Source organism: Affinundibacterium flavidum (assembly GCF_014284175.1).
Classification (GTDB): domain Bacteria; phylum Pseudomonadota; class Gammaproteobacteria; order Burkholderiales; family Burkholderiaceae_D; genus Undibacterium; species Undibacterium flavidum.
The window spans coordinates 81,872-94,469 of record NZ_JACOGA010000019.1 but is presented as its reverse complement, the minus strand read 5'-3'; the positions used below and the strand labels follow the sequence as shown (position 1 = coordinate 94,469).

13 protein-coding genes are annotated in these 12,598 nt (G+C 44.9%); 12 read left to right on the top strand and 1 reads right to left on the bottom strand.

Going from position 1 to position 12,598, the window contains the following annotated elements:
* Positions 1 to 387 precede the first annotated feature (387 nt).
* The 10 genes from H8K55_RS18310 to H8K55_RS18265 all read left to right on the top strand — a co-directional run bounded on the left by H8K55_RS18310 (position 388) and on the right by H8K55_RS18265 (position 9,606).
* Positions 388 to 873: a DUF1579 domain-containing protein gene (locus tag H8K55_RS18310; protein ID WP_186943511.1), complete on the top strand. Its 486-nt coding sequence runs from the start codon at positions 388 to 390 to the stop codon at positions 871 to 873.
* Positions 874 to 1,176: 303 nt separating this feature from the next.
* Positions 1,177 to 1,929 (top strand): substrate-binding periplasmic protein, encoded by a 753-nt coding sequence (locus tag H8K55_RS18305; RefSeq protein ID WP_186943510.1) that lies wholly within the window; start codon positions 1,177 to 1,179, stop codon positions 1,927 to 1,929.
* Positions 1,930 to 2,118: 189 nt separating this feature from the next.
* The gene (locus H8K55_RS18300; protein WP_186943509.1) at positions 2,119 to 2,772 is read left to right on the top strand and encodes a CPBP family intramembrane glutamic endopeptidase; all 654 of its coding nucleotides are present in this window, start codon (positions 2,119 to 2,121) and stop codon (positions 2,770 to 2,772) included.
* A 520-nt stretch (positions 2,773 to 3,292) separates the two neighbouring features.
* Positions 3,293 to 3,517, top strand: coding sequence for a hypothetical protein (locus H8K55_RS18295; protein ID WP_186943508.1), 225 nt, complete (start codon positions 3,293 to 3,295; stop codon positions 3,515 to 3,517).
* Positions 3,518 to 3,697: 180 nt separating this feature from the next.
* Positions 3,698 to 4,444: a prolipoprotein diacylglyceryl transferase family protein gene (locus tag H8K55_RS18290; protein ID WP_186943507.1), complete on the top strand. Its 747-nt coding sequence runs from the start codon at positions 3,698 to 3,700 to the stop codon at positions 4,442 to 4,444.
* Between the two features lie 10 nt (positions 4,445 to 4,454).
* Positions 4,455 to 5,348: a hypothetical protein gene (locus tag H8K55_RS18285; RefSeq protein WP_186943506.1), complete on the top strand. Its 894-nt coding sequence runs from the start codon at positions 4,455 to 4,457 to the stop codon at positions 5,346 to 5,348.
* A gap of 1 nt (position 5,349) precedes the next feature.
* Entirely contained in the window at positions 5,350 to 6,873 is a 1,524-nt protein-coding gene (locus tag H8K55_RS18280; RefSeq protein ID WP_186943505.1) for a radical SAM protein, read from the top strand.
* 162 nt (positions 6,874 to 7,035) lie between these two features.
* Positions 7,036 to 7,431 (top strand): VOC family protein, encoded by a 396-nt coding sequence (locus H8K55_RS18275; RefSeq protein WP_186943504.1) that lies wholly within the window; start codon positions 7,036 to 7,038, stop codon positions 7,429 to 7,431.
* A 154-nt stretch (positions 7,432 to 7,585) separates the two neighbouring features.
* Positions 7,586 to 8,191, top strand: a complete 606-nt coding sequence (locus tag H8K55_RS18270; protein ID WP_186943503.1) for a hypothetical protein — start codon at positions 7,586 to 7,588, stop codon at positions 8,189 to 8,191.
* Positions 8,192 to 8,193: 2 nt separating this feature from the next.
* On the top strand, positions 8,194 to 9,606 hold the full coding sequence (locus H8K55_RS18265) for a TonB family protein (RefSeq protein WP_186943502.1): 1,413 nt from the start codon (positions 8,194 to 8,196) through the stop codon (positions 9,604 to 9,606).
* A gap of 59 nt (positions 9,607 to 9,665) precedes the next feature.
* On the opposite strand, the gene gcvA is transcribed toward H8K55_RS18265, so the two are convergent.
* On the bottom strand, positions 9,666 to 10,553 hold the full coding sequence (gene gcvA / locus H8K55_RS18260; RefSeq protein WP_186943501.1) for a transcriptional regulator GcvA: 888 nt from the start codon (positions 10,551 to 10,553) through the stop codon (positions 9,666 to 9,668).
* A 149-nt stretch (positions 10,554 to 10,702) separates the two neighbouring features.
* Here gcvA and H8K55_RS18255 point away from each other — a divergent pair, with 149 nt between their 5' ends.
* On the top strand, positions 10,703 to 11,590 hold the full coding sequence (locus H8K55_RS18255; RefSeq protein WP_186943500.1) for a DMT family transporter: 888 nt from the start codon (positions 10,703 to 10,705) through the stop codon (positions 11,588 to 11,590).
* Between the two features lie 234 nt (positions 11,591 to 11,824).
* The gene (locus H8K55_RS18250) at positions 11,825 to 12,595 is read left to right on the top strand and encodes an alpha/beta hydrolase (protein ID WP_186943499.1); all 771 of its coding nucleotides are present in this window, start codon (positions 11,825 to 11,827) and stop codon (positions 12,593 to 12,595) included.
* Positions 12,596 to 12,598 lie beyond the last annotated feature (3 nt).

Genomic DNA, 12,598 nt, shown 5'->3' with positions numbered 1-12,598 from the left:
TTTTTCTGCAGTAAAATCATCCCTAAGAGTCGCAAGCATGTCGTTCTCCTTAATTTGATTGGTCGAGCTTTTATTTTAAGGTTTGCTATTTGCTTGTCGACTCTTTTTTAATCATAGGATCTACGAACTGCAAATAAAACGCTGTTCCGTTGATCGAATGACTGTACGACAGTGCTAAAAACTTCCTTCTTTGTCGATTTTCTTATACCTATTTTTACAGAGAAAGACCAATTACACTCAAGCCCCGTGCAGGTTTCAAGAGAATTGAAACAAATTGCATTTGCTTTGGCGTTCCGGTATCTTTTCATGACGACGCTTAAACTAAGTTCGTCCGTAGTACGCGTGCCCCAACTATCGTTCGTTCATCACCACTGAAGGAGTGAAATCATGCAAATCCCAGATCCGCACACTGAATATCTTTGGCTACATCAACTCGTCGGCGAGTGGGTTATCGAATCCGAATGCATCATGGGGCCAGATCAGCCGCCAATGAAAACCACGGGACGTGAGGTGGTTCGTCCGTTGGGTAAATTTTGGACTATCGGCGAGGTCGTAGGTAATTCGCCGGACGGCGGATCATGGGATTCGATTATGACACTGGGATACGACCCGCAAGCGAAGCGCTTTGTCGGCACTTTTATCGCATCAATGATGACATATCTGTGGCCGTACAAGGGCTCACTCGATGCGTCTGCAAAAATTCTTACCCTAGACTCTGAAGGGCCAAGCTTTGCTGGCGATGGCTCGATGGCAAAGTATCAGGATATTATCGAATTCGTCACGCCCGATCACCGTACATTAACTTCACGTATGCAAAGTGCAGATGGTTCTTGGCATCAGTTCATGACAGAGCACTATCGTCGCAAGCTGTAGATCATCGTAAACGAACGAAAAAACCATGCATAGTGTGCAAGCTTTTTGCGCCCATACGGTTTTCTTCATCATTGCAAAATGAATCTCCTACTCATTCACTTTTTTCACCCTCAACAACCGTAACGCGTGTTCACAACGAAGCCGTGCCCACGCGTCCAAGCACCGACGAGCCAAGAACAGAACATTATTTGACCCGCGCCCCCGCTTGAATTATTCTAAACACTTACGAGGTCTGCAATGCCTTTCACTGTCGTTCATTAGCCCCTCCCTTGCAAATTAAAACCCACCATTGGTACTGCCACCATGAAACACATAAAGCATTTCAAGCTCAAGTTATTCCCAATTTGCTTTGTGCTTTCTCTGGCTATTGGTGGAGTTTGCGAGGCGAAAACTAAAGCGTCTACGATCAATATCACCACTGAATATCTGTACCCTTTAAATATCGTCAATAAAGAAAACGGATCTATTTACGGTCAGTCTGCCGACAAAGTGCGTGAATTATTCAAACGCAGTCAGCTTCCCTATAGAATGACCATGATGAGTTGGAATCGCGCATTTGAATTAGCCCGTAATAACGCCGATACCTGTGTGTTTTCTACAGCAAGGATTAAAGAGAGAGAATCGTGGTTTCATTGGATAGGCCCCATCGCTACCGGCAATTGGGCAGTCTTTGGTAGCCCTGACAAACTGGGCAAAATCACCCGGCTCGAAGATATCAAACAATCGAGTATAGGGACCGAGGTAGGCAATGTCTCAGTTCCCTATCTATCGGAAAAGGGTTTCCACATAGTGACGTCCATTGAGTCTGCTACGACATTCAAAAATGTGGCGTTAGGCAGAATTGATTTTGCAACAGCAGGCGAAACGCACGGTAAAAAAATCGTTCTAGATAATCATCTTGAAAACAAAGTTGTTTGGCTCTTTAATTATCAAACTTCCGATTATTACCTAGCTTGTAATCCCAAGATGCATACTGATACCATCACACTCTTGAACGCGAAACTACGCGAAATGAAGGTCGACGGCACGTACAAAAATATCGATAATAAATATTGATAATGAAGATTGACAATGAAGATTGATAATGAAGATTGATAATAAATTTGATGATGCAGTGCATTATCTGGCCATAAGAATAGCTAAATTTATCCATATTGATCTACCAATTGCGCCTGCGAATGCGAAGTTTTCATCGATAAATTTTCACAAATAACCACGTTTGCATTTCAACTTTAGAATTCTCCTTTGTCCGCTCAATCCAAAACCACCCCATCCTTCGCCGAAGCAAGCATACTCGTTGCTATCGCTTTCGGTTACTTCATCATCGCTTCTATCGATGCCGTGGCAAGCAATTTTCCGACGTCTGGCTCATTCTCGGACAGCAGCCTTACAAATCTGATGCTCATTGAGCTTATTCTTGGCGGGCTAGCATTCTTGTTTTTGCATTTTTGTGGATATTCAATTCGTGAACTATTGCCAAAGCCGAGCTTGAAAGGCTGCGTTCACGGTATGTTACTTTGCGCTGTTACTCTACTTGCGTGGTCTTTCATTGAGCCCGTATTTTCATATCGATCGCTTGAACCTGAACCGATCGCGATCATCGCATCGAATGCGAGACCATCGCTCATGTACTTGACTGCGTTGTCCGTATTGAACGGACTCTACGAAGAATTCTTTCTCTTGGGCTATCTCGTTCGTGGATTTGCCGCAGCTGGCGCATCTATCGCTATCGGACTTAGTGTTTTCATACGATTGCTCTACCATCTATATCAAGGCCCGATCGGCGCAATATCTGTGGTCGTAGTCGGCGTGATATTTAGCCTTTACTACTGGCGCGTGCGCTCGCTGTGGCCAGTCGCGTTCGCGCATATTTTGATAGATGTGATTGCTCTCGCCTAAAAACGCGGTCTCACATAGACCACAATTCCGATTAGTCTCGCCCATCAAATGCCTCCATGAGGAATTAACCGCAACAACGCGAATACTCATCTGAGGCACACCAAATTCCTGATCGAGCGTGAAGACTTAGCTTTGCTTGACGACTCACTGTCAGCCTATCGAAGTTCCGTCAAAATGAGCAAGCTCTACTTCAATTAAGTATTTGTCTTTTACAAAAGACTAAGCTAGGATGCCTTTTTGCAAAGCTTACTATTCAATATTTTAGGACTTACGCAAGACAGGCGCTAACGTTGTTGTGTTCCGGTGGAATACGCGATCACAGGGAATGCTGTATTGGTCTGAAGATTAATTAGAGTCAGTAATGAGTACCTTGTCCTAATCGCCCTGCGCAATCAAGCGCTAGCCCATGGAGTTTTGTGTAAATCCGATATTTATTCCATGCATAAGAAATACACAAAAACTTAGCAATCCAATGCAGGTATTCACTGAATCCCGCTTATTTATTGAGGTTCAATCCCAGATGAAAAATTTCTTCAATATTATCAAAATCGTGTTCTGCCTTATTTTCATGGTTGGATTTGGATGGTGCGGTCTGTTCGGTGTGTCGGTAGGCTTCTTCAACAACGATTTCGTTCAAGGCTTTATGAACGGTGGATTCATATTCGCAATTCCGGGCTTGGTCGGATTAATCATCGCCATTAATTTCGCTTACGCCATCTATCGAATATCGAAGAAGCAGGAATAAATACCACTCGTCAAAAAAAAACACTGACGGAATGATGGTGAAGATTTTAGCTGTCTAGGAACGATAAATTCTATACTTCCAGCGTCGAGTGGAATATGCAAGCAATAGTGGTGACGCTAGACAATAAATCAAAAAATAATAAATCAAGAAATAAAGCGCCAACAGCGTGAATAGGGTTTCATGAAAAGTTTTGTTCTATCGCCATCTGCTGCACACTTTACTCATCTCGTATTTGAATGGTTAGCCATCGCGATTGGCGTGCAGCTATATCGCTTGCAGCGTGCCCGACATCAACAATCTGGAATTTTAGTAAGCGGACATTTCGGCGTCATTGTTGCTTGCATACTCGGTGCGGCAATCGGTAATAAATTGGTGTTCTGGCTAGAATATCCCCACCTTTGGAAAAATATTGAAGCACACATAGGCTTAATTTTTTCGGGTCAATCGATTGTTGGCGGATTAATCGGTGGGTTGATCGGGGTAGAAATCGGTAAAAAATTACTGCATCAAAGTCAGTCAACGGGTGACAATTTTGTGTTGCCATTAATCGTCAGCACCACGGTAGGTCGTATAGGTTGCTATCTCGCGGGTCTAAACGACGGCACTTACGGCAATCCAACGAGCATGGTCTGGGGTATAGATTTCGGCGATGGAACTCTGCGCCATCCAACGCAGCTCTACGACATTCTTTTTGTATGGATCTGGGGGAGCTCGCTTATAGCAAATAAAAATCGTTGGCAAACTGCACCAGGATTAATGTTCAAACTCTACCTAACTGGGTATCTATTTTGGCGCTTATTTATTGATGGCTTCAAGCCACTTCCGTTTGACTATGGTTTTGGATTAAGTGGCATTCAAATTATCTGCTCGATTAGCCTGCTCATATACCTCCCTATCACTATCCGTCAATTACGCAAATTAGCCTAGGAAGGACATGATGAAGAACGCAAAGCTACAAATCAGTATTCTGATACTGGCATTGAGTTTGATTGGCGGCACAGGTTGCGTCAGCTATATACTGAAATCTAGCCCGTCGCCAGAAGAAACTAACAAACGCCTCGCATCCGAGAAAGTAGCGATGCAGAGAAAAGAGAACGAATACTATAGCGATTTAATTCTATCGGCGAAGACAAATCCGGTGTCAAAAACAATACTAAGCTTCGCGTACCTAGACCCTCAAGGGCACTTTACTCGTGACTTAAACACGGGACTATCCTACCTGAAAAGTGCGGTTGATGATCAATACCCGAGCGCAGAATATTATTATGCAAAATTTCTCATCTATGGTTCCGCTACACCATATAAGAAATTTGATTTAACTGAAGTTGAATTTCAACGTTCTCCAGAAGCTGGCATCAACTTGCTCATAAAATCAGCAAGTAAAATATGTCTCGCGAAAAGCTTGTACTCAACGCAGATCACCGAAGATGCACGCGCCAGCGATCCCAACGAAAATCCCGCTGCAATTTTATCGGAGATCTACTCGCAAGGCAGGGTTACGAAGAAAGACAAGACGCTCGCACAGCTATGGTACTTACGTGAACTCATACACTGCGGAAAAGCCTACATCGTTATTAAACCTAGCGATCCACTCCGTATTGTTGGGCACGAAGAACTCTCTCAGGCAGAAACATTGGCCATTCTCTTAATTCATAGAAAAACAGAATATCGCAACACAGATTCAACTCAACAGAGGATCGCTTACTTCAAAACACAATTGACACCACGAGAAATCGAGCAAGCCTATCAGATCGCAGAAACATATAAAAAATTAGTTCACGACTCAGAGAGCACTTACCCCAATCCCAACACGTATGCTGGTATCCCATAATATGTCACGAAAAATCCGCCCTTACTTGTTTTATGACACAACTAGTTCAATTTGCTCGAACTGTTTGCATCCCGTAGAAGCCAAAATTATTTTCAAAGATGATCGAGTCTACATGGACAAATGGTGCTCCGCACATGGCACAGAACGCGTATTGATCAGTGACGATGTTGAATACTATCGTCTGTGCCGGGAAGTATTTGTGAAGCATCCCGAAATGCCGCAAATTTTCAATACCAAAATGGAGTATGGCTGTCCTTATGATTGCGGCTTGTGCCCAGACCACATGCAACACTCCTGCCTATCGATAGTCGAAATCACGGACAACTGTAATCTCAACTGCCCGGTCTGCTACGCAGAAAGTGGCACGCACAAATTGCAACATAAATCATTAGCAGAAATCATCAAGATGCTCGATACCGTCGTCGCCAATGAAGGTGAGGCCGACGTCATGCAACTATCTGGTGGTGAACCCACATTGCATCCTAATTTTTGGGAAATTATGGACGCCGCCAAAGCACGGCCGATCAAACATATCATGATCAATACCAATGGCATCGTACTCGCACAGGACAAAGAATTCGTTGCGCGTTTGGCGACTTACGCACCAGGTGTTGAGGTGTATCTGCAATTTGATTCGTTCCGAGCTGAAGTGCATAAAACTTTACGCGGTGCAGATTTGCGTCGAATTCGCCAGCAAGCCATAGACAATCTCAATGAAGTAAATCTATCAACGACCTTGGTAATGACCTTGAAAAAAGGTCTAAACGATGATGAAATTGGCGATGTTATACACTTTGGACTAAGGCAACGATGCGTGCGAGGCGTCACGCTCCAACCGATTCAAGATGCAGGCAGAGTTGAAAAATACGATGCTCGGTTACATCGTCTCACGGTGTCAGAAGTTCGTCGAAAAATCGCTGAACAAGCGCCGATTTTTACGCTGAAAGATATTGTGCCCGTCCCCTGCAATCCGGATACTTTGGCCATGGCCTATGCTTTAAAAACCGCTGACAAGGCAGTTCCGCTAACGCGCTATCTAGATCCACAATCATTGGTAGAGGGTAGCGGTAACACGATTGTTTTTGAACGCGATGAAGCGATAAAACTCAATGTAAAGGATCAAATATTCAAATTATTTTCCACGAATCATTCGCCAGAGTCACAAGCCAACTGTCTGTCTGAATTAATGTGCTGCCTACCACTCATCTCCGCACCCCAAAATCTCAGTTACGACAATGTTTTTCGTGTTTTAATCGTGCAGTTTATGGACGCCTATTCGCTAGACATTCGTGCACTGAAAAAATCTTGCATACATTTTGCGCAAGCTGATGGCAAAATGATTCCTTTCGAAAGTTTCAATTTACTCTATCGAGAATCGAGCAAACTCAAAGAAATACGCGCCAGTATCAACGACAATAAACTAGTGCGAAACAGTTCCAAGACGAAAAATCGGCACACGACTTTTCCCATCACACCAATCAAAAAAACGGAGGATACCGATTCTGGCCACGTGAATATGAACTAAGCCTTTTATTGCAACGATTAAGATAAAACGCAGGGATAATTACTAGCAGTTAAGACTCACTTCCTTATGCACACTGCTAGATGTTCACTGCCATAGATTAACAAGGTCGCCAAACGTACAAGCGACATTACGAGTAAACCCAAAGACGAGGAACAATACATTATGATCGATCATCTAAGTACCTATGCAACAGACTATGTAGCGACTAAGGATTTTTATTTGTCGGCGTTTGCGCCACTGGGTTTTACGCTACAAATGGAATTTGTCGCAGAATGGAATGCCGATTTTCCAACGCAAAGAATGTGTGCGTTTGGGGTGGAAGGTAAGCCGACTTTCTGGATTATTGAAAGTAAAGAGAAAGCGACGCCGCGCCATGTCGCGTTTACCGCAACATCACGCACAGCAGTTGACGCCTTTTACCAAGAAGCAATGACACACGGTGGTGAAGATAATGGCAAACCCGGCCTACGTCCGCACTACCATGCCAATTACTACGGCGCATTTGTATTTGATCCCGATAGAAATAATGTCGAAGCGGTATGCCATACAGCGGAGTGAAAACGCACAAGCATGAATTCTTCAAGGTCTGCATGATATTCAAGATATTCAATGCATTCAAAATATGGTACTTGTAGCAATATCTTAAATGCATCATACTTTGCGAGATTTTTTCAATTCTCTGCACCGACAATAACCATACAACACGCTCCGTATGAATCATCATTCACGTTTTCCGTCGCGCCTTTTGGCGCGTATTTTTTTGATCGCGCCAATTTGCTTGTTAGCCGCTTGTGCCAACATGTCACCGGCCAACTATCCGCCAATGAACACCAGCATCGGTGAAACTAAAGAATGGCGTATGCCACTTAATCGTGAACCGGGACAGCTACGATTCAAGCTCTTAGTTCCACGACATGGAACAACACAAATCGCTTTATTGACTGATGAGAAATTAAGCAAAGATCCGATACAGATTCGTTTTTCTGGTTACGAATGTTCAACCGGGCCAGAAGCGCATATCGAGTTTTACACTAGCAATACTGAGTCCCGGTATAAGTATTTCCGTGTACCTTCACAGTGGGACCATGACGTAGCAGTTTCGATCAGTTGGGATAAAAATAGACTCACTTCGATTTCAGTCAACAACGAAACAATCACCGTGCAACCGCATATTTCTTTTGAAGCGATTCAATTCAGCAACAATAAAAATGCCATCAAAGTCAGTGAGCTGCAATACACGCCCCTATCCACCGCAATCACTGCAATCACGGAAGTCGCGGCAACTGCAACTCCAGCAACTTCGTCACAAGGACAATAACAATGACAAAGATTTTTTTCCGCGCCTGCTTTTGTGCTGCGGCATTCTCTTTCATGGGCTTAAGCGGAACTGCGAAAGCCGATTTTGAACTGGGCATGAAATATTATGAACAGGCAAATTTTGAAAAAGCATTTCGCGAATTCCAGCAAGCAGCAAAATTTGGTGATCTGTCCGCACAATACAATCTTGGCGTCATGTATTTTCGCGGTGAATTTGTTAGCAAAGACAGTATTCAAGCCTATGCGTGGTTGGCCTTAGCAGCACAAGATGCTGAATACAAAGAACGCGGCTTGCATCTAACAATTTATACGAGCTTATCCGATGATCAAAAAAAATCTGCGGATCGCCTTTACCAAGATCTCTACGCACAATTCAATCCTGCTGCGATAGAAAAAAGTATGGTGCCTGTGTACACCGGCGCTAGCTCCTTATCGAGCCGTTTGCATATGATCAAAAATGTGAATCCTAGGTATCCAGCTTCGATGTTACGGGAAGGCAAAGTGGGCTGGGTTGATATCTTTTTTACTGTCAGCAAAGATGGTACTACCAGAGATCACCTGGTGTACTACAGTTCAGATGCCGCATTTTCTCGTGCGGTGATCAATGCAGTTCGTCAGTGGCAATACGAACCAATGATGATTGCGGGAAAAGCAGCAGATACACACGGTGTCAAAACACGTTTTCATTTCCTCATCACCGATACGGAATTTGACGAGAAAAAAATCGAAAAAGCTATATCAAAACAAAAAGAAAAAGCAGACACTGGCAATGCAGAAGCGCAATTTGTTTATGCCTATTACCTTGATGTCCTGCCCTCGTTTACCAACTACAAACCAAAAGCAGAATCAGATAAAAATGCCAACAAGTGGTACCAATTAGCGGCAAACAATGGTAGCGGGGTATCGAGCTTTTTCTTGGGGCAAAACGTCTTAAATGGCAATATGTGCATACCTGATCCGAATAAGAGCTTGGCATGGCTCCTAAAAGCCGCGTCACAAAAAATCGTTGATGCGCAATATTTATTAGGACAAGAATTGCTCAGCGGTACGCATCTGCAAAAAAATGAAGATCAAGGTATGTATTGGCTAGACAAAGCCGCCACATCAATATCAAAAGGAAATAACGCACCAAAACTCAGGCTGGCTTGGATACTAGCAACGCACCCAGACAAAGCGATACGCAATGCGGCATTAGCACTCAATTATCTGCAATCAATAGATCCAGACTACCATGATAAACAAACCTACTATCGAACAGCCGCCGCCGTCTACGCTGAAAATGCCGATTTTCATGCTGCGGAACAGTGGCTAGAAAAAGCCATCAGCGACGCCAAAGATCTCGACCTGCCACTCGAAAACCTGAACACGCAACTTCTCAATTATCGAAACAAACAAGCATTACGCGAGGCTTTATAAGATAGGTGATTGAAAGAAAAGAGGCTGGACTGCTAGCGATAACCACAGCTTGCTTAGCCTCATAGCTTAGCGAAAGTCCTAGCCTCTTGTTTTAACCATTGCTCAAAGGCTTGTAGCGCTTCGTTCTTTTGCAAATCTTTGGGCGTCACCAGATAATAACTATAGTCGGATGGCGCGATCACGTCGAATAGGCGTACCAGATTCCCTGCCTCAATTTCACCTGCTACCAGGCTATGCCGTGCTACCGCGATTCCTTGCCCGGCTTTAGCGGCAGTCAACATCAGATTGCTGTCGCTATGATGGGTTTCGTGTTTGAAACTGGCGATATCAATACCGGCAATCTGACTCCAGTTCTGCCATTCGCGCCCATTTTCTACACACAAGATACGGTAATTGCGTAGTTGTTTGGGGTTACCCGGAAATCGTCCTGCATTGAAATCTGGGCTACACACTGGGTACAGCTGATCATCGAGCAATTTCTCAGCATCATAATCTTCCCACTTCCCCAAACCAAAACGAATCGCGATATCAGTCTGAGTTTTGTCCAGATTCACCAAACCTATCGCCGCTTGAATGTGGATCGCCAGATCTGGATGCGCCGCCTGAAATTGCCCTAAACGCGGCAGTAACCAAAAGGTAGCGAATGATTGCAAAGTCGCCACGCGTATCGCTGGTGCCCGCTTTTCGGTTTTGACCTGAGCCAAAGCACGACTGATTTGGCGTAGAGCAGGTTGAATTTGTTTGAGTAACAATACCCCCTCGGCAGTCAACTGCATCTGCCTCGCCTTGCGCTCAAATAAAGCTACACCCAAGGAGTCTTCCAGCAATCGCATCTGCTGGCTGATAGCACTATGCGTAATATGCAATTCTGCGGCTGCCAGCGAATAGCTTTTATGGCGCGCAGCTGCTTCGAAAGTAACGAGAGAGTTTAAGGAAGTAGGTAACATACTGTATTGTTAGATTTTCTTACAGCAGATGTCAATAAGTATCGTTCGCTTTTTAGCTTAACGCTCGCTACGATAGCTACGATAGCAACCTCAGCAAGTGAATTTATTGCTTATTTCATCGTTTCACTCACCACGCAAAGAAAACCGCCATGTCTACCGCCAATCTCACCAGACTTCTCATACTCGGCTTAATCTGGGGCACCAGCTTCATGTTGATGCGTATTGCTGCCCCTGTTTTTGGTCCCATACTGACAACTTTCGGGCGCGCGTCTTTGGGTGCGCTGGCCTTATATTTATTTGCACGCAAAATGGGCATCGACTTTGCATGGCGCCGCAATGCGAAGACTTACTTCATCATTGGTGTGACGAATACGGCCATTCCATTTAGCTTGTTTGCCTGGTCGGCGCTCTATATTCCGTCCGCCTACATGGCAACTATGAATTCATTGGCACCGATTTTTACGGCTGTATTTGGATTTTTGTTATTGGCAGAACGACTGAGCGCACTGCGCATTACCGCATTCTTATTGGGCTTGGTCGGCGTCGCGATCTTAGTCGGCATAGGCCCAACCACCGTGACACCACAAGTCATCGGCGGCGTGTTAGCGGGCATGGGTGCTGCGATCAATTACGGATTCGCAGCGACTTACACTCGTATGCACGCCAAAGAAATTCCCTCCTTGGCCACTGCCGCTGGTAGTCAATTCGCCGCGGCGCTCGCCTTATTGCCATTTGCGTTACCTTCTGTGCCACATGCTATCGAACATGGCACAGCATCTGCACTACTGTCAGTGGTCATACTCGGCGTAGTTTGTACTGGTGTCGCGTATGGTTTGTTCTTTCATTTAATCTCAACTGAAGGCGCAAGCAAAGCAGTGACTGTCACCTTCTTGGTACCGGCTACGGCTTCAATCTGGGCATGGTTGTTACTGGGTGAACCCATCACGACCGGCATTATCACTGGCATCGCCGTCGTATTGCTAGCGACCGCCATGTCTCTGGGAATATTGAAGAAACCTGCATTTTTGAGTGCCTGAGCGCGTACCTGAGTGCGTACCTGAGTGCGTACCTGAGTGCGTACCTGAGCGCGTACCTGAGTGCGTACCTGAGCGCGTGACTAAGTACTTGTTTGATTGCGCCACAAGACGCTTGACTGCAACATAAGTGAACATCAACAAGGGCAGAATTATTCTGCCCTTTTTTTCTGAGAATTCGCACAGCGACAACTTAATAAAACATAATATGACCTTTGCCTATCTTTGATTTGCTACATGAAACGCCTCTTCAGACTATTCAGCTTCAGCATCCTACTTTTAATTACTCTTGCGTTCAGCGCTTGCCAGATCACCACAACACACCAAGAAATTCTCACTGAGGTTTTACATGACAGCAGTCGCGCCAGAGATATTCCGGTCAGTGTCTTTACGCCTGTAGGAACCACACTTTGCCACAACGCCCGCTGTCCAGTTGCCTTCATTAGTCCAGGCTATGGAAGCACGGCAAATCAATACCGTTTCTTAAGCAATAAACTAAATCAACTTGGTTATCTAGTCGTAGAAATCGATAACCAATTGCCGACCGATGTACCGATCCCCAAGACCGGCGATTTGCAACAAGTACGTACTCCGTATTGGGAATCAGGTGTATTAAATATCCGCTACGCGATTCAAACCCTGAGTGCACGTTACCCTCAATATGATTGGTCTCAGGTCACCTTACTCGGTCATTCCAATGGTGGCGACATTTCCAGCCGACTAGCCAATCAATCACCAGCCATAGTCAACACGCTAATCACACTCGATCACCGCCGCGTCGCCCTACCACGCACGGGCCCTACCCGCGTATTGACGTTTCGCGCCGATGAATTCTTGCCAGATCCAGGTGTAGTACCTGACCAATCAAGTGAATTTGTTTGCGTGCAAAAAATGAAGAACACCAAACATGGCGATCTGGATAACAATGGTCCCGCACGAATCAAAGAAAAGCTACTAATCGATTTACAACAATTCCTGGTCGGCAAATCATGTCCGGCGGCAGAGTAATCA